We start from the raw sequence: 25,480 nt of genomic DNA, 5'->3' as shown, positions 1-25,480 counted from the left end.
TCAAAAACAACTACAAAAATGACCACGTTTTGAAACGCAACTTTAAGGGGTCAGTTTAAATTGGCCGAAGGGGGTCACGTTCAATGGAATTTCCACCTGCTACGGCTGTGCCGTTGTTCTTGTTCGTTGTCATAATTGAAATTTATTAAAGTGATTAAAATTGTTGTTTATGGGATTTTATGGGCGGGTTTCCCCGCCCGGTTTATTACTGCTGTTTGGTGGGTCGGTACTTATTATCTGCCATTTGGAGAAAGCCGGAAAGCCCTAAATCGTAGCTACGGTCTATTTTTACCGTCTTGTTTATGTAGCACGCCTCAATCGTAAAGTCAAAAACAAGGTTATTCATTACGATATGCCCCCTGTTACCGTTGTCGTACCATTTGACGGCATCGCCTAACTTTGCCAGTTCTGCCCGGAACGCTGTTTCCTCGTCTATGTACTTTTGTGCGTATGCCTTTTTTTCTTCTTCCTCGTTCAAAAGGTAGGCAAGCCAAATATCCATTTTTGCCGGGGTCGGTTTCCCGACTTTATTAGGCATTTCGTTTCTGTTCGTGTAATTGTGGGTGTGCTTATGCCTGTACTGTTCGACAAGACAAAAGCGGTAAACCTTATCTGTATAATGGTGCTTATAAGCCCTTAACAGATAGCCTTTATAGTCAAGGAATACCGCAACATCTTCGGCATGGTACTTATCGTCATAATGGCTTATATAAAGCACTTCGACGGTTTTGCAGACAGGCGCGAACGGTGCAAACTGTTTCCGTAAGCCCTCTAAATTTTTTTGTTGATAGTCTGATAACTGTAAGCCGTATCTGCTTATCTCTGAAATACTAATAAAATCTCTCATGTCCGTAATTTTTAGAAGATTAAACCTATTGCCAGCGTGATTATGATTGCCAGAACGAGCAGGGAAACAAGGCAGGAAAGCAGGGTTTTCGCTACTATAAAGAGTATGTAAATACCCACTACCACCGCCACGAAAGACCAACCCCAAAGGGCAAAGCCCGTAACTACAAAAGCTATCTTCAAAACCAACCCAATGCTGATTGGAAGGTTGGAGGATCGGGTTTCACTATTTTTTTCTGTTCGTTTCATAATTTCTGACCTTTTTTTTAACCGCAATGCTGCTCGGAGCCGGTATGGAGTGTTCGAGTTTCGGGGGCAGGAAAATCCCGTGAAGAAGCCCACACAAGGCTTGCGCGAACAAAAACAGCCTACGACCAGGCACGGGTGCGGAGCATCCGATAAAAAGGCGTAGGCTGTTTTTGCGTGAAATACGCTCGCCCGGATAGATGAAGGAGGGAAAGAGGAAGATTTTTCGCGTAACCAACCGGGAAAGGGGTTAAAAGATTGGGCGAATAAAATACGCCACGTCCCCGCAGGGGATGTCGGAAGATTTTTTTGCACATTCCAAACCCTGACGGTCGCCTTTTGTGGCGCACGGCACGGAAGTATTTTCGCGCCTGAAATCGAAACACTCTAATAGGCGCAGAGTAGCATACCGATTAAAATGGGGAAGAAATTATGATAGGACAGAACAAAATCACTCGCCGCCGCTTAACCGTTAGCGGCGGCGCAAAAGGCGGATAATTGAGGAAGCCGGACGGGTGACAAATGGATTTTACCGGAGCCACACGAAGCCACAAGCATCCAGCGACCGAAGCATTGATACAGCGTGATTTTTAATGCTTTATCTTTGTTATCCCGTGATTTTTACGAACGAAAAAAGATTAATGATATGGAAATAATAAGTATAGAAGGCCGCACGTATGAGGCGTTAATGGAACGCTTCGAGCAGATCGTCCGCAAGGTGGACGCCCTATGTGAACAGAGTGGCGGGAAGGAGTTAAAAAAATGGCTGGACGGGCAGGACGTTTGTGCTATTCTGAATGTCAGTAAAAGGACGCTGCAATCCCTGCGGGATAGCGGCAGATTGTCCTATACGCAGATTAATCGAATGATGTATTATAAGCCCGAAGATGTGGAAAGGTTGATTAGTGATATGTCCGAAGGGAAGGAGGTGCGCCATGAAAAATAATCCCGAATATTCAGATTTAGGGGGCGACCTGGTTACAAAGGATAACCCGCGCATGGTTCAGTTATTCCGGTCAATAGAAAAAGTATTTATCCGCCTGGAGTTAATGGCAAAAAACTATAAGCCTGTATTGAACGGCGAAAGATACCTGACCGATAAAGAAGTATCGCAGCGGTTAAAGATAAGCCGCCGTACATTGCAGGACTACCGCAACGAGGGTAAAATACCCTATTGTCAGATAGGGGGTAAAATCCTCTACCGCGAAAGCGATCTGCAAAAGATGTTAGACGAAAGCTACCGGGAGGCGTACAAATAAGCCCGCCGGAGATAAACACTAAAAGCGGGCAGGCTTTCGGTAGCCTGCCCGCTTTTTTATGGGCTGTATTAAAATGAAGCCGCCTTAAATTCTGCTATCCCGTTAAGACGGTTTGCAAGTAAATCGGCATCCCGGCTTAACTTTTCATGCGTGATTTTGGCGTAAATCTGTGTTGTGCGGATATTCTTATGACCCAGCATTTTCGCAAGGGATTCGATAGGTACGCCGTTGGTAAGGCATATTTCCGTCGCGTATGTGTGGCGGGCAACGTGCCAGGTAATATGCTTTTCCAAACCGCACTCTTTTTCTATCAGTTTCAGCAAATATTTCGCTCTCGGATAACAGGGGGCAGGCAGTAATTTATCCCCGGAGGCAAGCCCTTTATACTTCTCCAGTATCTTCATTGGAATTTCCAACACAGGCACGGTCGATGATACATTGCTTTTATCCCGGCGCTTTACGAGCCATTGGTGTTTTGTATCGAAGGAACTTTGCAGGTTGTCAATCGTCATGCTGTAAAGGTCGGTGTAGGCAAAACCCGTGAAACAGCAAAATATGAACATATCCCGTGCTAATGTCATATCATCATCAGAAAATTGAGCCTCCATAAGCACCTTAATTTCATCTTTTGTCAGAAATCCCCGGTCTGCCACTTCGGGCTTAATGCTATATTCAAAAAAAGGGTTTCGTTGAAGCCAACCGTTATTAATGGCAGTCGTAATCATTCTTTGTAAAGGCATCATATAGACCCATATTGTTGTCGAGCCGCAATCTTTTTCGGTGCGTAGGAATAATTCAAAATCGGTAATAAAGGCGGGCTGTATCTCCTTTAGGGCAATATCGGTGCGGTTGTATCGGTGTTTTATAAATTCTTCCAGCAGCTTATATACACGCTGATACCGATAGAGTGTTCTCCAACTGCGACCGCCTGCCTGATACATTTTTTCAAAATCTTCATTATGGCGTGCAAACACTTTAAGCAGGGTTTCGCACCGCATATCCATACCCAGGTAGGCATTTTTCACTTTCTCGGCACTTACATAGCCGTCGCGGTTCACTATCTCGCGGTAGTGCTTTGTAAGGCTTGCGCCCACCTGATCGAGCAGGCGGTTAGCTTCGCGGGCTTGTTCACTTCGCCCGGAAGCCCGGCCTGCATCCACGTCCCAAATTTTGGGGTCGATGTCAAATTTGCAACTGAATTGAACGGCTTTGCCGTCAATAGTAATACGACCCATTACAGGGCACAATCCGTTTTTCTTCGGCTGGCTTTTCTTCACGTAGAAAAGCACGTTAAATGTACTTCGCATAACTCAATTTTTTATTGGTTCAAAATTAATTCTAATTGAGTTATCTGTCGTTACGCAAATTATTGTGATTCAATACATACGCATCATTCTATCGGATTTTTTGCCGCTGTCCGTCCAAAATATTACCTTTGGGGAGGAATAAACGAGCAAAAAGCGTAGAAACAGCGTCGTTACTGATATACCGGGTAATCCATAAGTCAGACAAACGAGTTACGAATATGGTTACGTTCCGGGGCTTTAAGTGTCTTTTTAATGACTTTACTTGTCCGTGCGGTAAAACCGAAAATCGTTTGAAACGCCTGATTTTCAATTAACTTTCGCTATTCTGCTTCTTTTTACTTTTTTATTCTGTATTTTTGCATAAGATAGGATGCGCTTCGGCAATTCAAGCAAGCTTGATTGCACTCAGCATTCTCTATTTTTACACTTATTTATAAACTACTTGTATGCAAAAGATATTGTCTGTTCCCTTGTCGATTATTTATTATCTATTGTTTCTCTGTATTATACTGGTTTTTCATCCTATCCAATGGATTTGTTTCAATCTGTTTGGCTATAAAGCGCATAAACGGAGTGTTGATCTATTGAATTTCTTTCTGGTCGCTAATACTTACCTGTTGGGGACACGTTACAGAATTGAATATCCGGAAAACCTGCTCCAGAACGTGCCGCTTATTATCGCAGCGAATCATCAAAGTATGTACGATATCACTACGATCGGCTGGTTTATGCGCAAGATACATCCCAAATTTGTCAGTAAGATTGAATTGAGCAAAGGCATCCCCAGCATCTCCTACAACCTGAATCACGGTGGTTCGGTTGTAATCGACCGCAAAGATCCGAAACAGGCCTTATCGGCGATTGCCTCCTTGGGGAAATACATTGAAACCAATAACCGTTCGGCTGTTATTTTCCCGGAGGGAACCAGAAGCCGGACAGGAGAACCCCGCCGTTTTGCGGAGAACGGACTGAAAATCCTATGCAAATACGCCCCTTCGGCTTATATGGCTCCGGTTACGATCCACAACTCCTGGAAGATGACTCGCTGGGGTATTTTTCCGTTGGGATTGGGGAACGAACTGATCGTTACCATCCATCCGCCGTTTCCTGTCAAAGAGCAGTCCTTCGCTGAGACATTCGAGCGAACAGAGAGAGCTGTTATTGAAGGCTTGGCGTTGCACTCTACTTCCATTTTCGTATCATAAGATAGAATATATGAAGATATAAAAAACGCCTAAAATTTGGCAGATAAAAAAATATGCATACCTTTGCAACGCTTTTAGAAGAAATTCTCCAAGCAAACATATTGAAACATGCCCAGATGGCGGAATTGGTAGACGCGCTGGTCTCAAACACCAGTGGGGTAATTCCCATGCCGGTTCGATCCCGGCTCTGGGTACGGTTAAAACAAAAGCCTAATTGAAAATCAATCAATTAGGCTTTTTCTTTTGAGGGTTTGTTCCCAAATTGTTCCCAAGCATCCAAAAATGGAATATCTTTCTTTCAGAATGAACATAATTAAGCGTTTCTTGTTATATTTGCAACTATTCATCCCCCATTGAGCCGTTACCATCCTAAAAAAATAACTACAATTACACCTGTTGCAAGATTGTGTGAATCAGGCTGCTGACAATGTGCAATATAGAAGCAAAAGCTTCTGGATGATTATGACATTTTCACTTTCTGCCAACTTCATCAACTCTCGATGCTCTTCCCAATCTGCCTTTGTTCGCAGCCCCAAACTAATGGATCGAGCTATGACTAATTTGATAACAGGCGAAATGACAATTTTTTCGGCAAAGGTCGTCTCTGGATTACGCCGTATCTCTTCACCACGTTCCACCATCCGTTCAAAGCTCTTTCCAAAGTAAAGCCATGAAAGCATTGCTGGCACAATAGATTCTGGAGAAGAGTTCTCAAATTCGTTTATCAAGGACTCTGCAAGATTGTTTTCAGAAAAGAGAGTTTCTATATCAGAAACATCTTCTGTTGATGCCTGGTTAACTCTTTTTCGAATGATCTTCTGATACTTCGGCACCAAAGAGAAAGCCTTTGTAAGAATTTGCTGGTAACCGGCATTATCCTTTCGGTTCATCTCTTCCTCAAAGCAATCGTATTCCTCAGGGTGAGAATCCATCCAGTCTTTTATCTGTTGCTTGAAGTTATCAAAATCTTGTTGGCTCATATCAAAATAATTGCTACAACAAAGATAATCAGCATTTCACAAAAAGAGTTACTTTTGTGAATCAATCTACATTCTCATGGGTTTAAGCATACATTATAGTGGACGAATTAAGGATGCAGCTTCTTTGCCTCTCTTAATTGAAGAAGTGAAAGATGTTTGTTCTGTTTATGGATGGAAATATCGTATTGCCGAAACTGTTTTTCCGAACAACACTTTGAACGAGCAAGAACATTTCAGTCCAATTTATGGAATAAGCTTTACTCCACCTGAATGTGAAACAATCTCTTTAACGTTTCTCTCTAATGGTGTTATGGCTTGTTCGTCGGGCATCTACCTTTTCGGTAATTCTAAAAACGCAACCGAAAGAGACTATATTTACCGTCTATTTGCTAAAACACAATTTGCGGGAATGGCTACACATGCTATCATCATAAATTTATTTAGACATCTGGAAAGTAAATATTTAACAGATTTCAAGTTGAAGGATGATAGCCGTTACTGGGAGACCGGAGATGAAAACCTGCTGCAAGAAAAGTTCAAAGAGTATGACGCATTGCTCGATAATTTTGTGTTATCGTTTCAAACCTTTCCTGTTGAAAAAGGCGAAGGTCTTATGGATTACTTTGATCGGTTGCTGGAGCATATTAACCGGCTCAAGAAATAATGATGCATCCGATATCATTTATAGAAAATCGCACAACCATTACATGGTAATTGATTGAATTTGCGATATATACCTGTAAAGTGGGTTATTTTATTTCCCAGTAACCGCCTCTATCTCCACCAATACGTTCAAGGAAACCTTTCTCCTTTAACTTTTGTATATCTCTTTCGACTGTCCTATCTGCAATTTGCAACAATGCGGAGATCTCTTTAGCAGAAATTACATTATTCTGTTCAATATGTTGCAAGATCGCCTTCTGTCTTTCGGTCAATTTTTCTCCGACATTCTTCTCCGACACTTCTCCGACACTTCTCCGACTTTTCTCCGACTTTTCTGCACCATCTGCATCACTTTCTGCACTATTTCTCTCCTTTTCTGCTTCATCAGCATTCATAACAATAGCCTTGAAAGTTGTAATGTCTTCAAACTTAAAGACAGCTAAGCCATTTTTATTTGCCACCAATTCCTCTTGAACCGTTTCGACCCCTCGTCCAAACTGATTTACATAGCCAAGTGTTTTCATCGCAACGGCAATAACTGGATTACGATAGTCTGTCTCATTGGGGAAATTTTCGGGACTAACCTTCCCATAAAGATTTCCGGGATTATCCATTTCAATCCTATCGGAATACTCGTAAAATTTGGCAGGAGCATTTGTTTGATAATTCCGGTGCATAACAAGGTTCATTGCCAATTCTCGCATAGCTTCGTATGGATAATTGATTCTCATTTCTTCTCGTAAGACCGTAACAAATACCGGGCGTTGCTTTTGAATAGTGTATTTGATAAAATAATCTAACTCCTTCAGCATTGTTAGCAAATTGCCTGAGAATTGCCTTTCGTTTAGTACTTTGGACGTTCGAGTTTTCCCTTCAAATTGCACGTATTGAATATATGAACCAAAGAGAATGTGTTTTGGGTCTTTCCCTATCAACAAAACCCCTGCGACAGTCGGACAATCGTGTAATAAATCAAATAGCTGCAGAGAGGCTAATTGTTGTTTGAGCTCTCTCTTGTCGTTTTTTAAAACGCTTGCTTTCACGAATTTCGGAAGGTATTCTGTCTTAAACAAGTCCAAATCCAAATCATCAATCGTACTATGTAAACAAGGAGTAGTGTCGAATGTGGGAGATTTTACTTCACTTTTCTCACGGAGAATCCTATCTTCCTCCTCATTCGCTTCACTTTTTCTTGCTCCAATACGAACGTAAGTTGTACCCTTATATTTGACAGGTGTAATTTTGCTCGGCAGAACTTCAACTACCGCCAGATCTCCTTCGGGGAACGATACCTTTTCAACCATCAAGGCAGGTTTTGGCTGGATGTTTCCATCGGAACGAAGACCGGCAAGATTTCTCAACAACTCGTCTGTAACTTTTAATCCATTCAATGAGCCATCATCATGAGTGCCTACCATTAAGTAGCCAGGGAGCTTCTTATTAGAAAGATCATTGGCAAAAGCACAGATCGCTTTGGCAAATTTTTCCGTGTCCTTTGTAGAAATCGTTCGCTCAACACGTTCATTCTCAATATCTACAAGTAATTCCTTTATCTGGTCTTTTGAAATCATAAAATTCTGATATTTAAAACAAAAGTATATTTTTATTCTGACATACCTATTAATTCTTTCTTCACATTATCGTTTGCGTTTTATTATCCGCATAGTCAAAAAACGTCGATTATATAAAGCTGTTGACAATGTATTGCAAAATTTCGTCGATTATAATCAGTGAAAAGCAAAAAAACGTCGATTAATCCAACAGATTTACTAATTCTTTTTTCATTTCCTCGTCTATCTCCCGATAACGGCTAAAAGCTTTGCTCCCTTCCTTGTGTCCGCTCAACGCTCCGATCAGATTCGGGTCTTTCACTTTTTTGTAGATATTCCCGATGAATGTCCGCCGAGCCATGTGGCTACTGGCGACTTCATATAGCGGTTTCTTAACTTCTTCATTTGTGAGTGGGTCAAGAATAGTAACGATTCTGTTTACCTCTGCCAGTTCAAAGGCTTTCTTTATGGCATCATTGTATTTCTGCTCTGAAATGAATGGAAGGAGTTTGTTCCCTTCATGATCTTTATACTTCTCTAATATAGCTTTTGCTTTGTCGTTCAAAGGGACTCTTACCGTTACCGGATTCCCTTCTTTTGTCTTTCTGGGAATATACTCTATTGCACCGTTGATTACATTTTGCTTTGTCATTCGATATAAGTCACCAACCCGACAACCTATCAGACTTTGAAATACAAATATATCTCGTTGGATTTCTACTTGCTTATGTTCTGATAGGTCTTTCTCGTAGAGTTTATCACGTTCTTCTAATGTGATGTAAACAGGTGTTCCGTATGTACATTCCTCAATTCTAAAATTGTCGAATGGTCTGTTTGTGGTTCTCTTTTTCTCATAACACCACAGGAAAAAGGTTCTTATCCGGCAAAAGCAATCAATCAGTGTGTTTCGTCCTCTCGGCTTCGGTATCCGTTTTTCTGGGATTTGCTCATAAATAGCCGGATACAATTCGTAATATTTGTGCTCATTCTCAAAGAAATTCCAAATATCTTGTAGCGTATCAGGTGTTACATTGTCAATGTCTAACACAAACGACTTCTGTCCTCGCTTGGTCGCTCTTACATATAATTCATAACGAAGCAATGCTCTCTTGACTACTCGGAAATTTTTCCGCCTTACCTCAGAGAGTTTATGTTTCAAAAGGAAGTCATCCATAAGCTGCCCAAAAGTAAGTTTCGTTTCTGCTTCGACCTCTTCTTGGGTTTTGTATTTGTCGGGATGGTGGTAGCGGTCGATCATTTCGCTCAACCATTCAGCATCGGCATCTTCTGTATAATTCTGAGTGATGAGAGATATGATACTTTGAATATCATTTCTCAACTTCATTTTCACTTCATCGTTTATCAAGGCAACCCGGTCTTTGTAGCCTTGCTTCTCCGGGCTCCAATGGTTCGGGTTAATCGTCAATTCGCTTGCCGATTTGAAATCCTTATTTTTGTCTCGCAAACGGAAGTAGATGGTCGCTTGACTATCCGTATCATTCTTCTTAGCGGTCTTTCTTAGAAATGCAGAAACCTTCTATTTTGGGATCAAACTTTCGTTCATATCATTAAGTTTTTCCTTATTCGCCCCAACTACATTTCTTGAAGTGTTAGCATAACAGTAAACGCAATAATGAGAACAAGTATTATACATTCCTATATCCTTACTTGTCATGCAACCACATGTTTTTCTTTGTCCCTTATCCTTCATGTTAACTAGCTTTAGCGAAATATTTGATTCGTTTCCGAACAAAGTCTTTTCAGGCAGTTTGCCATAATTGAGATAATAAATTAAATCAGCATCACTGGAAAAGATTTGTTTCATCAATTCTCCGTCTATACAACGATTATGTTCGATGCCGTATTTATCTAAGTCAACTTCTTCAGCACAAGTAGCCATCGAGATCTTCCATCCATCTTTCGTCCACGCCTCGCGTATTTTCGCAAGCCCCTCAACAATTTCAGCTATTTGCTCTTGGCTTGGCTCCGCTATATTCAAGTTTTCTTTAGTGAAAGACTTCGTTTCTTTAATAAGATTATTTTGAACCTTACGATATGCCTTGACATCTATAAAACTAAAAACGAGTTTGTTTGTAAAGCCTTTTAAGGCATTCCCAATATGCCAAATGCGAGTTAACAATATTCTTGGGGTAATTTCATTGGTCAACATAATAGGATCAAATCGCCATATAACTTTGTCTTTCCCGATCAAAGTTGCAAGCTCCTTAAATGTACCTATTCTGCTTGCCAAACTCGGCACATTGGGTTCGAACCTCTCTTTCTCATAGTCATTGAGCGTATATTGAAAATAATAATTAATACCTCTTTTATCCAACTCATTCAGGAACGGGATTAAAGGTTTAGGGTTCTTGGTCCAAAAAACTATGACTTTACAATTCTTAAAAGAAATGTATGTCGGCTGCTGGTTAAAAGGATTGTACCAAATGACGTATCCAGCTTTCAGTCTGTTGACAAACCATTTAGCATAAAACGCTGGTATATCAGTACTTCTGCTCGCGGATATTATTATTGGAGCCTGAGCTTCAACATTAGTTCCATTGTCGGTCATTATTTGGATTTTATCACTCATTGGACAAATATAATTCTTTAAGTTTGACAACTATTTGATTTAAAAGATTAGGCTCAATTCTACCTTTTGAGTTATTCTCAAAATGTTTGATAACTTCCTTGTTTGAATGATCTGTTAACGACTTCCAAGAACCTGTCTTTATTTTGTAGCCTCCATCTTTGTGTACCTTCTGTATCCAATCTATTTCTTCTTTTACTTCTTTTTTCTTATTGCTCGGTACTTCTAAAAAAGACAATACATTTTCATCTAAATAAAATTCTTTTTCTGGCAGGGAACTAAAATCTAATGTAGGTTCTTGCTGTAGGGGTATTTTTTGTTGATTTGGTAACAAAACTGTTTTAATTTTTTCAATAGTTGTTTTTCTTTGATTGGGAATAATGGAAAACAATTTTTCGTTTATTAAAAAATGATTATTTTTCCAAGCATCAATAACTGAATCTATTTGTTTTTCTGTTATTTTTGCTTGTTTCAATTTTTCTCGGATACACTTTTCTTCAGGATCTTCTTCCTTTATACCTGCCACCTTCTTTTCTTTATTTTTTGTTGATTTTTTCACTTTTGGAGAGAATACGTCACCTCCTTTTTCTTCTTGCTTTCTTCCTGTTTCTAGTGTTATATCGATCTCAGGAAATCCTCCATTAAGTTTTTCTTTTAATAGCAAATAATAAATTGACTTAAATGCTTCGCAGAAAACATTTTTATTTTTTAACACCTGATTAAAGATCGTTTTGGGCATATCCACATATCCACATGCCGCACCCCATAGTCCTAAGACATATTTATAATCTGAAACCCCATTTTCTTCCAAATAGCGCATTAAGTCCTCGTAATCATCCCCTTTGAGAAGAAATGCAGCGATTGACAACAAACACACATCAGGAGCTGTTTGCAAATTAAATGGCTCATTCTTTATCATATTTCTTTGTAAATCTTTTAGATATTTTGTTTCGTTATTGATACTTTCATCCCAGATGCCTCCCCTAATCTCTATTATTGATTTTATTTCAGAGACAATTTCTTTTGTTATGTCACGTATTCTTAATCTCAAATCTTCTATAGTTATGGCTCTATCAAAAAAGAACTGTGCCATAATGCTATTGTACATTTCTGTATTTTCTCCTTGTATAGAAACTGTAGAATAGTCATCTTGAATGAGGATGTTGTTTATTAAGTCAAGCTCACAACTTAAATTCTTGCCTTCATCAATGATTTTTTTTGTGTAATTACATAATTCATCTCTATAATCAATCCAATTTGATGAGATTACTGTAGATAAATAAGTATGTCTTCGAATGGGAATATTGTGTTGACTAGCAAAATTCATTTTCGCCTGATATGCAACATTAAGATTTCTCAAAATATTATTGAATTCATTTTTATCATTTTCAGAAGAAAATTTTAAGAGCATTTCTTCCCATAACTCTTTCAATTTTCTTTTGTGTGGATCAATTTTGTCATACTCTTTATCCAAGGCTTCTATTTTTATTTTAAATAGCTCATTATTCCCATCTTTATTGCTGATTATTGATGATACAAGATTATAAATGTGCTTTTGGATTCCCAAGAGCTGGCCAATTTCTTTAGGTAACGATTTAGTGGCTCCTAAATAATAGCCATACAAGAAACCTTTTATTTTATTTATCTTATTATCTTTTGAAATTTCATTTATTTCAAAATCAAAATCAGAAAAAGATTTTTCATTTAATATTTCTGTTAAAGCAAAAAACTTGTTTGGTGTAATTAATTCTATCCTAAATAAATTTCCTATTTTATTGCAGAGACTATCCTCGCACTTCAAGATAGCTAATCTCATCGCTTGCGAAGAGAAAAAGAATATTCTACAATTCCATGGGGTTAAATAAATTGTTTTACTACAAAGATAAATATCACAAATCGGATTATTTGAATTTATCTTTTGGATTCGATTCTTTTCATTTAACTGATAATCATCTTCTATTTCAATCACCATTGGATAATTTTCATTCTCCAAATCTCGAATTTCAAAAAATGGAATCTCTGAAAAAAGAACAAGACTATTGTTGATTGATATGTGATCCAGCTTTTGGAATGTCCTATAACCAAAATCTCTTTTAGAGTAGAATGAATACGGAGATATGCTTTCGGAAGAAAGTATATTGTCTATATTCAAACTTGATAAAGCTATATAGTATTTCATAACTCAAATTATTTCGTCATCATTGTTATTTGCATATAGATCAGAATCTGGGTTCGGAAAAAAAGGAGACAAAGTATTGGAATAACACAAATATAGATGCTCACTACATCTTGTCATCGCTACATAAATTGCCGAACGCTTCTCTTCTTCAAATTTTATCTCACAACAGGGCAGGAATACATCTTTGAATTGTAATCCTTTTGCGCACCACCAAGTCATAATCTTTGGGTTTGATGAATGAAAATCTAAATCCATCTCAGTACTTTGATTAGCATTATACTTAAATTCATTCGGTTCTCCGTGTTTGCTAAAATAGTCTTTCACATATTCGACGGATATTTTTTCATTGCCTATTCGAGAAGCAGCCTTTGCTTTTGTATTGAATGGCATTAGTATGCCAACATTTGTCAAAGATTTGTTTCTTATGAGTCGAATTATCTCATCCAACTGTTCATCTATAGAATTTTTAAGTATTATTTGTGGTTTCTCTCCTTCTCGTTTGCATTTTTCAACTATATCTTCGACTTTACCAACCTTTTCTGCTAAAGCTGCAACTTCTTTGGTCAAGCGATAGTTAAAATACAAAGGAGTTGCAGAAATACCTAATTTGTGAGCTGTTTCTTCTACTTTTTGGAGAGGACCTCGGAATCCCATAATTGACTGCTCAGTATCTCCAAAAAAGAAGCAAATATTGGCATGTTCACACATTTCGTCTATTTCCGATGGCGAAAAATCTTGACATTCGTCAACAATTAAGTAGTCAACTTTATTCTTAGGCCAGCCATTATAATGGTATACGTTAGATAGATTTAACGATTCAAGTCCATCATTAAAATATTTTTTTAATGTTTTAGTGAAAACAATTACAGCGTAAGAGCCTAATGAGGAGATTTGTTTTGCTTTATGTAAAGCAATCACAGACTTTCCGCTACCAGCACTACCCGTAATAACCATTGATTTGTTTACTTTTCGGTCAACTAATTGACGTTGAAAGTCATCCAACTTTGCGTAATCAATATAAAATTCATTCTCCATAAAATATTAGTTTGAGTTGTTTATATCAAAAGAACTAAGGCATCTTACTCCTTTAGAAAGGGGACAATAAATATTTTCTCCATTTTTCACTTGGATGATTAGCTCTCCAATAAGTAATTTTGGCATAATAAGTTCGACAAAGTTCTTACGCCCTAAAATCCGGTATGAGACTTTACTTAAATCATTCTGTTTTCGACTGTGAGTTATTTTGAAAAGTCGTTGAGAAAAACACTCTTGAGTACACGCCCTTTCATACCGATAACATGAAAGAGGTATCAAAGTCTTAAAGGAATTATTGGATTTCTTTACAAATTCACGTAACCCATTATTCATATAGATTGGATAGAAAGTCCCTATCGCAGGGCTTTTCACTGTAACATCAAGAATTACCATTATCCCTTTTTCGGTGAGTTTTGAAGCTAATATTTCAGCAATATATTTGTATGCATTCTCAGGAATTCGCTTTTTTGATATTAATTCACATATAGCCTTGAATGATAATATATAGTCAAATGATCCTTGTATAACATCTTTCATAAGCTCAATATCGCTACTGTCAGATACCGCTATGGGACCAACAATCAAATTGATAGAATATTGGCAGTGTAGTCTGAATTGATCTATTATGGATTCCAACCGTCGCAAAGCATAGTGATTCCCATCAAGAGCCAAGATATTTATGTTTTCTATATCAGGGTGATATTTGGTAAGAGCCATCAAAAGCCCTATAATTTCTCCCCCTGTTCCACATCCGAAATCGAGAATGGATAATTCTCTTTTTAGTTGTATTTCAGAGAAATAATTGCCATTACTAAGCAAATTGTCAAATATACAAAATGACTCAGCATAACTTCTAGGGAAATATGTTCCTAGGTATGTTTTCACCTCTTCTTTAGACAAATCCAAGTTATATTCATATCTGATATAGTCAGGAGAATATATACCTCCAAGTTCTTTGAAGATATAAGAATCTAACCAGTCCGGAAGGACTGTGCTATCCATAAATGAATTTGTATCATATTTTTTCTCCATAGAAACATCTAAAAACAACAAGCACAAAAATACATTTTTTTCTCAAGATACAGTTCTAATTACATCCTAAAACCTTTTCTTTCACCTATTTCTGGCTCCTCCTTAATCTTTATTCCCATTGGTTCCTGAAATTCCACGTTTTTCTGCCTACGCCAGTTTGTATCGCTAACTCCATCGAGAGTAAGCTGATATTTGTCCGGCTCTTTGGAATGTGGTTTTATCTCCGCCACCGAATGTTCTGTCTTGAAGTACCGTTGATATTCCGGGGAGTATACTGACCCTTTGAATCCTACTGGTTTCATTTTTAGAATCTCCTTAATTAGGGCTTCAGAGAATCTCATCGCGAGTAATAGTTTCTCTATCCAGAGCAACTCTTTAATTTGGGGGAACAGATCATGTATTTTCTTTAGTTCCTGCTTTAACTTACCCATTGTCGTTTCATGTTCTTGTTGTATGGTTAGCACATATCCTTTTAAGCCTCTACATTTATAGAATAAGTTATGGATTAGGTATCTAATGCCTCAACTCATAGATAGCATCCAAATCAGCTAAAAATTGGTTCGAGAATAGGACGTTTAAGGGTACTTTTCTTTTGGGGATTTGTTCCCAATTAAATTCATTAGAACGAAATGGCTTCCTGCCATTTTGTCGCATTCATTTCCCTTTCCGAAACGTCCCAACCTCTTTTTTGTAAATGCCCGATTTGTCATTTTGATATTTCGGTGGGAGAATTTTGTCGAAATGCAAGGAGTATTTTGACAAAGTCCCGGGAGAAACACTTTTTAACACTTCGGATAGTAAGTATAAATAGGTCATTTAGTTAGAAAAGAGGGGTTGGTTGCTTACAGGTTGGTTTTGGGTTTTTGACGGTTTTTGGCGGATCATAGCACCTGTCGTAATGGCAGTTGCTGTTTTGGGGAGGGTGGTGTTTAATTATTATTAATGTAAAAGGGGCGGGACGGGAAGCTGATTTCTATTATCTTAGCCTCTGTTATCAATAATTGCCCGTTATGAAAATGAAATACATCTTTATCTTTTCCTTGTTTTTTATGGCTCTTATGGCCTCCTGTGGGCAGAAAAAGCAGCAGGTAGCAGTTGAGGCGGAGGTGCAGGATTGGGGTGTGGTCACCCAGGAGATAACGATTGATGATCAACCGGTGGCAACCGGCGAAACCCCTACACCATAGATATGCGCAGGCGGATCACTGCTCATTGGGTGTTTTTCAAAAGCACGTTGTCGTTCAGTATCCCGGTGATGGGGGTGTTGGCCTGGCTCGGGTTGGGCGTTTCCGCCAAAATGCCTGTGGGGGTGTTGGGTTGGATATCGGCTGTTTTGGCCTATTTCCCTGTGGCTATAATCCTGGATTTCCTCTACAAAGAGTTGTCTCGCAAGGAGGAGTATTACTTCTACCATAATCTTTCGATCACCCGGCTGGAATTATGGATCGTCTCCTTTCTTCTCTCTTATTCGGTTTATCTCCTTTCCTTTTTTGCTCATTCGTTATGGAACATGGCCTCGAAGTAGATAGCGTATTGAAGATGTATGGCGAACATACGGTTCTCGCTGATATCTATATAGGACTTCAACGGGGCGAGGTGGTCGGTCTGTTCGGCAGGAACGGCAGCGGGAAATCGACCCTGTTGAAGATTATTTTCGGCACACTTAGGGGAGATCGTTGTTTCATTCGTATTGATGGAAAGGTATGCGCTCGACAGGCTTTCCGATCCGGCCAGGTCGCCTATCTCCCCCAGCACAACTTCTTGCCGATGCATTTGAAGGTCAGTCAAGTGATTGAGTTCTATATCCCCCGGGAGCGGCAAAGGGAATTTTTGGTTGATCCGCATCTGTTTAAGATACGCCATTCCAACGTACATGAGTTATCGGGAGGAGAACTGCGTTTTCTGGAGATCAAACTGATCCTCTTCTCTGAGGCGCCCTACATTCTGTTAGACGAGCCGTTCAACGGTCTCTCGCCTATTGCTGCCGAGGCCATACGGCATCATATCGCCCACGCAGCACAGACAAAAGGGATTCTCCTGACCGATCATAATTTCCGGGAGGTGCATAAAGCGGTCACCCGGATCCTATTGCTCGACCAGTGTTATCTGCGCCCGATCAACCAGCCGGAAGAGCTCATCCCGTACGGCTATTACAAAGAAGAAGAATAGGTAGGATTTGGGTCTATTCCCCATTCTCTTTGGACAAATGACCCCCATGATTGAACAATTATTACCCCTGCGAATGGGGAAAAAGCCGTATGTTTGCATGACTTTTCCCCTGTGGAAAACAGATAAAGAGATTAATTATACATCATTAATACAAAGTGGTATGAAAACAAATTATGAATTACGTTACGCGGCTCATCCCGAGGATGCCAAATCGTATGATACGAAAAGGCTGCGTAAAGACTTCCTGATTGAAAAGGTGTTTGCACCGGATGAGGTAAATATGGTCTATTCGATGTATGACCGTATGGTTGTTGGCGGCGCCATGCCGAAAGCCGAAAAATTACATCTCGAAGCGATCGATCCGTTGAAACAGGCTTTTTTCCTGCATGCACGCGAAATGGGTATTTACAACGTAGGCGGCCCGGGCATTGTATATGTGGGCAATGATAAATTTGAGCTCGACTATAAAGAGGCGCTTTACTTGGGAAGCGGCGACCGCGAAGTCTATTTTGAAAGCAAAGACAGTACCAAGCCGGCTCTGTTTTATTTCAACTCACTGACGGCTCATCGCAATTATCCGGATAAAAAGGTGACGAAGGCGGATGCCGTTGTGGCCGAACTGGGTACTTTGGAAACATCCAACCACCGCAATATCAACAAGATGCTGGTAAACCAGGTATTGCCTACCTGCCAGTTGCAGATGGGTATGACCGAACTGGCTCCGGGTAGTGTATGGAACACCATGCCTCCCCATGTGCATTCACGCCGTATGGAGGCCTATTTCTATTTTGAAGTGCCTGCCGACCAGTCGGTTTGTCACTTTATGGGCGAGATAGACGAAACGCGCCATATCTGGATGCAGAACAACCAGGCGGTGTTATCGCCCGAATGGTCGATCCACTCGGCAGCAGCCACCTCCAACTACACCTTTATCTGGGGTATGGGAGGCGAGAATCTCGATTATGGCGATCAGGACTTTTCAGCGATTACGGACATTAAATAATAAAATCGAATTATGAATTGTGAATTAGGAGGTGTTCCCAGCCATCATAATTCATAATTCATAATTCATAATTAGAAATAAGATGGCAAATTTTTCATTAGAAGGCAAAATAGCCTTGGTAACCGGTGCTTCGTATGGTATCGGATTCGCGATCGCTTCTGCTTTGTCAGAGGCAGGTGCAACCATTGTTTTTAACGACATCAACCAGGATATGGTCAACAAAGGGTTGGCCGCTTACACAGAAAAAGGAATCAAAGCCCACGGATATGTGTGCGACGTAACCAACGAAGAGGGGGTTTACGCCATGGTGGCGCAGATCGAAAAAGAGGTAGGTGTGATCGATATCTTAGTGAACAACGCGGGTATCATCAAACGTATCCCGATGATTGAGATGTCGGCTGCCGACTTCCGCCAGGTGATCGATATCGACCTGAACGGGCCGTTTATTGTAGCCAAAGCAGTTATCCCCGGCATGATCAAGAAGGGAGCCGGAAAGATTATCAATATCTGCTCGATGATGAGTGAACTGGGACGCGAAACCGTTTCTGCTTACGCGGCAGCCAAGGGTGGTTTGAAAATGCTTACCCGCAATATTGCTTCGGAATATGGCGAATACAACATCCAGTGTAATGGTATCGGCCCGGGTTATATTGCCACTCCGCAGACCGCTCCGCTTCGCGAAAAGCAAGCCGACGGCTCACGCCATCCGTTTGACTCGTTCATTATCGCCAAGACACCGGCTGCCCGTTGGGGTAATCCGGAAGACCTGGCCGGACCGGCAGTGTTCTTAGCGTCTGAAGCATCCGACTTTGTGAACGGACATATCCTGTATGTAGACGGAGGAATTCTGGCTTATATTGGAAAGCAACCGTAAGGGGGAAAGTAGTTATCAGTTGTGTTGCAACTTAGTAGTCAGAGTAGTCAAAGTAGTCAAAGAAATTTCTATTCTACTTAACTACTAAGTTGCAACGCAACTGATAACTACTTTAACTACTCTGACTACTAATAAAAAAGCTACCCTTCGGGGTAGCTTTTTTATTACGCATAATTCTCTTTCATCGGCTCAAAGAAGGCCTGTGGGTGTTCGCATGCCGGGCATTTCTGCGGGGCATTCTTGCCTTCATGCACATATCCGCAGTTGCGGCATTGCCATTTGATGGCTTCATCCTTTTCAAACACCTTGTTCAATTCAATATTTTCCAACAGCTGACGGTAGCGTTTCTCATGCTCTACCTCCACTTTGGCGATCATACGGAAAGCAATTGCAATCTGTTTGAAGCCTTCTTCTTCGGCTATCGCGGCAAATTCGGGGTACAATTCGTCCCATTCTTCCAGTTCACCTTCGGCAGCCGCCAATAGGTTTTCCGCCGTTGTGCCGATTCGTCCCGCGGGATACGAAGCAGTAATCTCTACCATGCCTCCTTCTAAGAATTTGAAAAAGCGTTTGGCGTGTTCTTTTTCCTGTTCGGCTGTTTCCATAAATACACCTGCGATCTGCTCATATCCCTCTTTTTTTGCCACACTGGCAAAGAAGGTGTAACGTGTTCTTGCCTGTGACTCACCAGCAAATGCTTTCAGCAGATTCTGTTCCGTGCGTGTTCCTTTGATACTTTTTTCCATCTTGTAAATCGTTTTATGTAAGATAAATTTGTGATATAAGTATAATCGTTGTTTCAAATGTAGTCATTTCCCGGCGAAGCACACCGGGTTGGAGGCTAAATAATATCTATCGTATCGATAAATATTGTTTATAAACCAGCCGCTCTTCGCTACTATAATAACTAATAAAGCGTTAAAAATGTTTACATATGATTTTATTCCTACCTTTGCGGCTTGAATCAGAATAGATAACAAAACTGTTAAAAGTGGAGAAGAAATTTGATTTTCAGCCCAAACTTTTCACTGCCCTCCGGCATTATTCGAAAGAAAAGTTTATGGCCGACCTGATGGCCGGTATTATCGTAGGTATCGTAGCGCTGCCTCTGGCGATTGCCTTTGGTATTGCGTCGGGTGTAAGCCCTGAAAGAGGGTTGATAACCGCCATTATCGGAGGCTTCATTGTCTCTTTCCTCGGCGGAAGCAATGTGCAGATTGGCGGACCGACCGGCGCGTTTATCGTGATTGTGTATGGCATTATCCAGAACTTCGGGGTAGAAGGGCTGGCCATTGCCACGGTGATTGCCGGTATTATGCTTGTATTGATGGGGGTATTAAAGCTCGGAACAGTGATCAAATTCATCCCCTACCCGATCGTTGTTGGCTTCACCAGCGGTATTGCTCTGACGATTTTCACGACACAGATGAAAGACCTCTTTGGCCTCTCGATCGAGAAAGTGCCGGCCGATTTCCTCTCGAAGTGGGTGGTTTATTTCCAACATATCGACACCATCAACTGGTGGGCGCTACTTATCGGGCTACTGAGCATCCTGGTTATCGTCTATACCCCCCGCCTCTCCCGCAAAGTACCCGGATCGCTGGTGGCTATTATCGTCATGACCCTGATTGTGTTCGTTCTCCGCAACTGGCTGGGGATAACTGCGATAGAAACGATTGGCGACCGTTTTGTTATCAACGCCTCCCTGCCTACGCCGGAAGGATTTTCTTTCAACCTGGAGACAATCAACCGATTGCTGCCCTCCGCCTTTACCATTGCCATGCTGGGGGCGATCGAATCGCTGCTCTCGGCCACCGTAGCGGATGGGGTGACCGGCGACAAACATAATTCCAACACGGAACTGATTGCCCAGGGCGCCGCCAACATCGTGGTTCCGCTGTTCGGAGGGATCCCCGTGACCGGAGCAATTGCGCGCACCATGACCAATATCAACAACGGCGGACGCACGCCTGTTGCCGGCATTATCCACGCAGTAGTTTTACTGTTGATCCTATTATTCCTCGGTCCCTTGACGAAACATATCCCCATGGCCTGCCTGGCGGGGGTACTGATTATTGTCTCCTATAATATGAGTGAGTGGCGCACCTTCCGTTCGTTGATGAAGAATCCGAAAGGCGACGTAGCGGTATTGCTGGTGACCTTCTTCCTGACCGTAATATTCGACCTGACGATCGCGATCGAAATAGGCCTGTTGATTGCCATGTTTATCTTTATGACACGCGTAACGGAGACGACAAAGATATCTGTCACCACCGACCAGATCGACCTCTCGGAAGGAAGCGAAGTGGCGGTAGAAGAGGAAACATTAATCCTGCCGCAAGGCGTTGAAGTGTATGAGATTGACGGTCCTTTCTTCTTTGGTATAGCCAATAAGTTCGAGAGTGTGATGCAGCGTGTGGGTGACAAACCCCAGGTGCGTATCTTCCGTATGCGTAAAGTGCCCTTTATGGACTCCACCGGGTTGCATAACCTGGAGAGCTTGTTGCGCCTCTCACAAGCGGAAGAGATTCAACTGATCCTGTCGGGCGTAAACCCAACCGTACGCAACCTGCTTGTTAAATCTGGTTTTGCCGATAAGATAGGCGAAGAGAATATCTGTAGCGATATCAACGAAGCCGTTATCAAAGCACAGGAACGGGTTATTTCAAGCGGAGACACTCACATCGAAGCCTAACCGGCGCGCCCGGTCGGCAATCGCTTCCAGATCCTCTTTCGATACCTTTTTCAATCCTTTGACAGGAGTCTCCCGGTCGATGGTGTAGATCATCACCTGCCGGGGAGCGATCTGTTGCAGGGCTTCGAGCCAGCCAACGATCTCCTCTTCGGTTGTATTATCGATGGACTCCCCGTTGTGTTCGCCCCGGATAAACATGGTTTGAATAATCAGATTCCCCTTGAAACGCTTCAGGTGTTCCAACAGCCAGGCAAACGTAAAGGAGGGCGCATTAGGCGCATCCAACTGGCGAATGCGGCTGTCGAGTACAGAGTCGAGTTTCAGGATATTATCGTCGATCTTATTCAATGCCTCAAACACCTCCGGACGGTCGATCATCGTCGCATTGGAGAGTACAGCGATCTTCGCCTTCCCGCAATAGGCGTTACGCAAAGCGATCGTATCGTCGATGATCCCACCGAATTCGGGATGCACCGTCGGCTCCCCATTCCCCGCGAAGGTGATCACATCTGGACAAACCCCTTCGGCCTGCATCTCCAGAAGCTTCTTTTCCAAAGCTTTCCGCACGGCTTCCCGCATCGGTATTTTCGTGCGTGTCCGTCGTTCTTCATTCAATCCGCATTCGCAATAAATGCAATTGAAGGAACATAACTTTCCATCTACCGGCAATAGATTAACCCCCAGGGAAATGCCCAGGCGGCGACTGCGTATCGGCCCGAAAATAATGCTATCGAAAAGGATTGTAGGCATATTGTTTACATTTTAGATATATTTGTTTGGCTTCACAAAGGTAGTAATAAATCAGCACGCCCATTTGCACCGACAGGGTAAACGCATGAACATTTGTTGTATTATCTGCCAAAGCTCTGAAACGTTGCCGAGTTTTTCACTGATTGATAATTGTCAATCAATTGATCGATAATTGTGGTTTAATTGATTTACAATTGTCAATTAGTTGTTTGACAATTATCAATCAATGCAAAACTCAGCAAAAACAGGGAAGAGGTCATTTGGACTATTATTTTCTTATTTTTCACCAATTTAGTAGGGGGCAGAAGGAATAAAAACAGAAAGTTTTCGTTATGTTTGTAAATAATGTGTAGTGCGAGAAGCATACGACCAAAATATAGAAAATAAACTAATGACGTATGAAAGATAATTATTGTGTGATCATGGGCGGAGGTATCGGAAGCCGTTTCTGGCCCTTCAGCCGTGAGAGTTATCCCAAGCAATTTCTTGATTTTTTCGGTACCGGGCGGTCTTTGTTACAGATGACTTTCGATCGTTTTAACAAGATCATCCCGACAGAAAATATTTATGTAGTGACGAATGAGAAGTATGGCGATCTGATCAAAAAGCAGTTGCCCGAACTGGCTGACAAACAGATCCTGTTGGAACCCAACCGTCGGAACACGGCTCCCTGCATTGCGTACGCGGCTTACCATATCCGTGCCTGCAATCCGAATGCCAATATTGTCGTGGCGCCTTCCGACCACCTGATACAGAAAGAGGATGTGTTTCTGCGCGATGTGCAACAAGGGCTTGATTTTGTGCGCGAGCATCAGGCGCTTGTCACGATGGGTATCAAGCCGACACGCCCGGAGACAGGCTACGGCTATATACAGAGCGATGAAATGAAATTGGGTGACTTCTCGAAAGTGAAAACCTTCACGGAGAAACCCAATCTGGAGCTTGCCAAGATATTCTACGAAAGCGGCGAGTTTTTCTGGAACTCGGGATTGTTTATGTGGAATGTGAATACCATCCTGGAGGCTTTCAACAAATTTCTGCCCGACCTGACGGCACGTTTCGATCTGGGACTCGCCACGTTCAACACCGCGGAAGAGCGTGCTTTCATTCAGGAGCATTATCCCTATAGCCCCAATATCTCGATCGACTACGGCATTATGGAGAAAGCCGACAATGTGTATATGCTTTGTGTGGACTTCGGCTGGGCCGACCTGGGCACCTGGGGTTCGTTGTATGAATTGGGCGATAAAGACGAACAAGAGAATGTGGTATTGAAAAATGGAAAAGCCTTGATGTATGAGAGTACTAAAAACCTTGTATCGCTTGAAAACCAGGATCGCTTAGTGATTGTACAAGGGCTCGACGATCACATCATTGCCGAATCGGGCAACGTCTTATTGATCTGCCGGAAAGAAGACGAACAACGCATCAAGCAATACGTGGCAGACGCGCGGCTGAAGTTCGGGGACAAGTATAATTAAAGAAATTATGAATTATGAATTATGAATTATGAGTTTGTCCATTCATAATTCATAATTCACAATTCATAATTTTTCCTCACCGGGTACCAAGCGGCTAAGAAGCCAATGGTGATGACGGTGACGAAGACCAATAAGACATCGCTCAAAAGAACCTGTATGGGGTAGGCGTCAATAATGAATGCGCCGCTTTCTGTTCCCAGGGTAATCAAGCCAAAACTGATCTGCAGCCAGCAGAGAATCAGGCCGATCACAATACCCACCACGGCTCCGATACCGGAGATCAACCAGCCTTCGAAAAGAAAAATACGCCTGATCAGGCGATTGTCGGCACCCATATTGCGCAGGGTCCGGACATCCTCTTTCTTCTCATTGATCAGCATTGAGATAGAACCGACGAGGTTGAACAGGGCAATCACCAGAATAAAACAAAGAATAAGATAGGTCACCATCTTCTCGACCTGCATCATGCGGAAGGCATCCGCGTGCTGTTCGTGGCGATCCTGCACGACGAACTGGTCGCCTAAGATACGGCGTAGTTGTTTTTTAACCGTTTGCACGTTGGCTTCAGGCGACAGTTTCAATTCAATAGACGAAACCTCCTTCTCATAGCGGTAGAGGCTACGTGCCAGTTCGATCGGCACAATCATATAAGAATCGTCGTAGACCGCCTGGTTGATACGGAAGATCGCACCCGTATAGGCATACTCCACATCGAATGAGTTCTGGGGTATTAGGATGTTTATCCGTTCATCGCGCTTCGGAGCATAAATCTCCAACGGGGTAATGAAACCGACCCGCGTGCCCAGGGTATACGCCAGTCCCATGCCCAATGTGGCATAGTTGACAATATCTTCCCGCAGGCGGAACTCTCCATCCACCAAAGCCGGATCCATATCGGTCAGGTGTTTGTAGAGGCTGTCGACCCCTTTCACAATGCCTATCACCTGGCGGTCGCCGCATTTGATCAGGGCATTTTCCTGTAAGACCTCACTGAATATCTCTATTTCGGGCAGTTGCCTGATAGCTTCTATCTCGGACGCATGCGGGTCGAATACCTTTCCGGTGCGGGGCATGATCTTTAGTTCCGGATCAAGACTGCTGAACATCATCGCCACTAAGCTGTTGAATCCATTGAACACCGAGAGGGCACAAATCAAGGCTACCGTAGCAATCAACACACCGCAGACCGATACCATCGAGATGATATTGATGGCATTATGCGACTTCTTGGAGAAGAGGTAGCGGCGGGCGATATAGAAAGAGAGGTTCAAATCGGACTATTCTTTCAATAGTTTGTCGATGTTTTCGATGTAGTCTAAGGAGTCATCGATAAAGAAAGTGAGTTCAGGGATGATACGCAACTGCTTACCCACCCGTTTCCCCAGTTCGAATCGGAGTGCTTTCGTATTGGTGCGGATCGCTTGGATCAACTCCTCGCCCTTGTCCGACGGAAAAATGCTGAGGTAGACCTTGGCAATGCCCAAATCGGGGCTAACGCGCACGGTGCTTACCGATACCAACGTGCCGGGAACTCCCTGGGTTTGTTTCTGAAACATATCGCCCAATTCCTTCTGGAGCAGGCGCCCTATTTTATTTAATCGTACACTTTCCATCTTGTT

25 protein-coding genes, 1 tRNA gene and 1 pseudogene are annotated in these 25,480 nt (G+C 41.9%); 12 read left to right on the top strand and 15 right to left on the bottom strand.

Going from position 1 to position 25,480, the window contains the following annotated elements:
- Positions 1-205: 205 nt before the first annotated feature.
- The gene (locus tag M2137_RS13030; protein ID WP_280766881.1) at positions 206-847 is read right to left on the bottom strand and encodes a hypothetical protein; all 642 of its coding nucleotides are present in this window, start codon (positions 845-847) and stop codon (positions 206-208) included.
- Positions 848-858: 11 nt separating this feature from the next.
- Complete coding sequence (locus M2137_RS13025; protein ID WP_151934557.1) at positions 859-1,095, bottom strand: hypothetical protein; 237 nt, start codon at positions 1,093-1,095, stop codon at positions 859-861.
- 643 nt (positions 1,096-1,738) lie between these two features.
- Between M2137_RS13025 and M2137_RS13020 the strand changes: the two genes are divergently transcribed.
- Positions 1,739-2,038, top strand: coding sequence for a helix-turn-helix domain-containing protein (locus M2137_RS13020; RefSeq protein ID WP_280766880.1), 300 nt, complete (start codon positions 1,739-1,741; stop codon positions 2,036-2,038).
- Complete coding sequence (locus tag M2137_RS13015; RefSeq protein ID WP_280766879.1) at positions 2,028-2,351, top strand: helix-turn-helix domain-containing protein; 324 nt, start codon at positions 2,028-2,030, stop codon at positions 2,349-2,351. Before M2137_RS13020 ends, M2137_RS13015 begins: the two co-directional genes overlap by 11 nt.
- Before the next feature lie 68 nt (positions 2,352-2,419).
- On the opposite strand, the gene M2137_RS13010 is transcribed toward M2137_RS13015, so the two are convergent.
- A complete protein-coding gene (locus tag M2137_RS13010) occupies positions 2,420-3,658 on the bottom strand; it encodes a site-specific integrase (RefSeq protein ID WP_280766878.1) in 1,239 nt (412 codons plus the stop codon).
- Positions 3,659-4,104: 446 nt separating this feature from the next.
- On the opposite strand from M2137_RS13010, the gene M2137_RS13005 reads away from it, so the two are divergent.
- Both M2137_RS13005 and M2137_RS13000 read left to right on the top strand, forming a co-directional pair.
- On the top strand, positions 4,105-4,863 hold the full coding sequence (locus M2137_RS13005) for a lysophospholipid acyltransferase family protein (RefSeq protein ID WP_280766877.1): 759 nt from the start codon (positions 4,105-4,107) through the stop codon (positions 4,861-4,863).
- Positions 4,864-4,973: 110 nt separating this feature from the next.
- Positions 4,974-5,057: transfer RNA gene (locus tag M2137_RS13000), tRNA-Leu, on the top strand.
- 219 nt (positions 5,058-5,276) lie between these two features.
- Here M2137_RS13000 and M2137_RS12995 read toward each other — a convergent pair.
- A complete protein-coding gene (locus M2137_RS12995) occupies positions 5,277-5,843 on the bottom strand; it encodes a DUF6043 family protein (protein WP_280766876.1) in 567 nt (188 codons plus the stop codon).
- A 76-nt stretch (positions 5,844-5,919) separates the two neighbouring features.
- Here M2137_RS12995 and M2137_RS12990 point away from each other — a divergent pair, with 76 nt between their 5' ends.
- Positions 5,920-6,507: a hypothetical protein gene (locus tag M2137_RS12990; protein WP_280766875.1), complete on the top strand. Its 588-nt coding sequence runs from the start codon at positions 5,920-5,922 to the stop codon at positions 6,505-6,507.
- A gap of 85 nt (positions 6,508-6,592) precedes the next feature.
- Here the strand turns inward: M2137_RS12990 and M2137_RS12985 are convergent, their stop codons facing one another.
- From M2137_RS12985 to M2137_RS12955, 7 genes and pseudogenes are all read right to left on the bottom strand, one after another.
- Complete coding sequence (locus tag M2137_RS12985) at positions 6,593-8,077, bottom strand: RNA-binding domain-containing protein (RefSeq protein ID WP_280766874.1); 1,485 nt, start codon at positions 8,075-8,077, stop codon at positions 6,593-6,595.
- Between the two features lie 181 nt (positions 8,078-8,258).
- Positions 8,259-9,593, bottom strand: a pseudogene (locus M2137_RS12980) (site-specific integrase); the annotation flags it as partial.
- Entirely contained in the window at positions 9,594-10,646 is a 1,053-nt protein-coding gene (locus M2137_RS12975; RefSeq protein ID WP_280766873.1) for a DUF1848 domain-containing protein, read from the bottom strand.
- The gene (locus M2137_RS12970) at positions 10,639-12,822 is read right to left on the bottom strand and encodes a hypothetical protein (RefSeq protein ID WP_280766872.1); all 2,184 of its coding nucleotides are present in this window, start codon (positions 12,820-12,822) and stop codon (positions 10,639-10,641) included. Before M2137_RS12970 ends, M2137_RS12975 begins: the two co-directional genes overlap by 8 nt.
- Positions 12,823-12,825: 3 nt before the next feature.
- Complete coding sequence (locus M2137_RS12965; RefSeq protein WP_280766871.1) at positions 12,826-13,857, bottom strand: DNA/RNA helicase domain-containing protein; 1,032 nt, start codon at positions 13,855-13,857, stop codon at positions 12,826-12,828.
- 6 nt (positions 13,858-13,863) lie between these two features.
- Positions 13,864-14,889 (bottom strand): class I SAM-dependent methyltransferase, encoded by a 1,026-nt coding sequence (locus tag M2137_RS12960; protein ID WP_280766870.1) that lies wholly within the window; start codon positions 14,887-14,889, stop codon positions 13,864-13,866.
- A gap of 59 nt (positions 14,890-14,948) precedes the next feature.
- Entirely contained in the window at positions 14,949-15,320 is a 372-nt protein-coding gene (locus M2137_RS12955) for a hypothetical protein (RefSeq protein WP_280766869.1), read from the bottom strand.
- A 579-nt stretch (positions 15,321-15,899) separates the two neighbouring features.
- On the opposite strand from M2137_RS12955, the gene M2137_RS12950 reads away from it, so the two are divergent.
- From M2137_RS12950 to M2137_RS12930, 5 genes are all read left to right on the top strand, one after another.
- Positions 15,900-16,076, top strand: coding sequence for a hypothetical protein (locus tag M2137_RS12950; RefSeq protein WP_280766868.1), 177 nt, complete (start codon positions 15,900-15,902; stop codon positions 16,074-16,076).
- Positions 16,077-16,078: 2 nt separating this feature from the next.
- Positions 16,079-16,414 carry a hypothetical protein gene (locus M2137_RS12945; protein ID WP_280766867.1) on the top strand — a complete coding sequence of 112 codons (336 nt, stop codon included), beginning with the start codon at positions 16,079-16,081 and terminating at the stop codon, positions 16,412-16,414.
- Positions 16,393-17,058: an ATP-binding cassette domain-containing protein gene (locus M2137_RS12940; RefSeq protein WP_280766866.1), complete on the top strand. Its 666-nt coding sequence runs from the start codon at positions 16,393-16,395 to the stop codon at positions 17,056-17,058. Before M2137_RS12945 ends, M2137_RS12940 begins: the two co-directional genes overlap by 22 nt.
- Before the next feature lie 160 nt (positions 17,059-17,218).
- Complete coding sequence (kduI, locus tag M2137_RS12935; RefSeq protein ID WP_280766865.1) at positions 17,219-18,061, top strand: 5-dehydro-4-deoxy-D-glucuronate isomerase; 843 nt, start codon at positions 17,219-17,221, stop codon at positions 18,059-18,061.
- A gap of 82 nt (positions 18,062-18,143) precedes the next feature.
- Positions 18,144-18,935: a gluconate 5-dehydrogenase gene (locus M2137_RS12930; RefSeq protein WP_280766864.1), complete on the top strand. Its 792-nt coding sequence runs from the start codon at positions 18,144-18,146 to the stop codon at positions 18,933-18,935.
- Between the two features lie 164 nt (positions 18,936-19,099).
- Here the strand turns inward: M2137_RS12930 and rbr are convergent, their stop codons facing one another.
- The gene (rbr, locus tag M2137_RS12925) at positions 19,100-19,681 is read right to left on the bottom strand and encodes a rubrerythrin (RefSeq protein WP_280766863.1); all 582 of its coding nucleotides are present in this window, start codon (positions 19,679-19,681) and stop codon (positions 19,100-19,102) included.
- A 245-nt stretch (positions 19,682-19,926) separates the two neighbouring features.
- Between rbr and sulP the strand changes: the two genes are divergently transcribed.
- Positions 19,927-21,630 (top strand): sulfate permease, encoded by a 1,704-nt coding sequence (sulP, locus tag M2137_RS12920; protein ID WP_280766862.1) that lies wholly within the window; start codon positions 19,927-19,929, stop codon positions 21,628-21,630.
- On the opposite strand, the gene M2137_RS12915 is transcribed toward sulP, so the two are convergent.
- Positions 21,601-22,380, bottom strand: a complete 780-nt coding sequence (locus M2137_RS12915; RefSeq protein WP_280766861.1) for a radical SAM protein — start codon at positions 22,378-22,380, stop codon at positions 21,601-21,603. The two genes, sulP and M2137_RS12915, sit on opposite strands and share 30 nt — an antisense overlap.
- Positions 22,381-22,778: 398 nt before the next feature.
- Between M2137_RS12915 and M2137_RS12910 the strand changes: the two genes are divergently transcribed.
- The gene (locus M2137_RS12910) at positions 22,779-23,861 is read left to right on the top strand and encodes a mannose-1-phosphate guanylyltransferase (RefSeq protein ID WP_280766860.1); all 1,083 of its coding nucleotides are present in this window, start codon (positions 22,779-22,781) and stop codon (positions 23,859-23,861) included.
- Between the two features lie 56 nt (positions 23,862-23,917).
- Here the strand turns inward: M2137_RS12910 and M2137_RS12905 are convergent, their stop codons facing one another.
- Together M2137_RS12905 and rbfA are read right to left on the bottom strand one after the other, a co-directional pair.
- Complete coding sequence (locus M2137_RS12905; protein WP_280766859.1) at positions 23,918-25,132, bottom strand: FtsX-like permease family protein; 1,215 nt, start codon at positions 25,130-25,132, stop codon at positions 23,918-23,920.
- Positions 25,133-25,138: 6 nt separating this feature from the next.
- On the bottom strand, positions 25,139-25,474 hold the full coding sequence (gene rbfA, locus M2137_RS12900) for a 30S ribosome-binding factor RbfA (protein ID WP_280766858.1): 336 nt from the start codon (positions 25,472-25,474) through the stop codon (positions 25,139-25,141).
- Between the last annotated feature and the right edge of the window lie 6 nt (positions 25,475-25,480).

Source organism: Parabacteroides sp. PFB2-10 (assembly GCF_029893085.1).
In the GTDB taxonomy this organism is placed as follows: Bacteria; Bacteroidota; Bacteroidia; order Bacteroidales; family Tannerellaceae; genus QVMG01.
The sequence above is the reverse complement of the archived record's forward strand: the minus strand, read 5'-3'. Positions and strand labels throughout refer to the sequence as shown.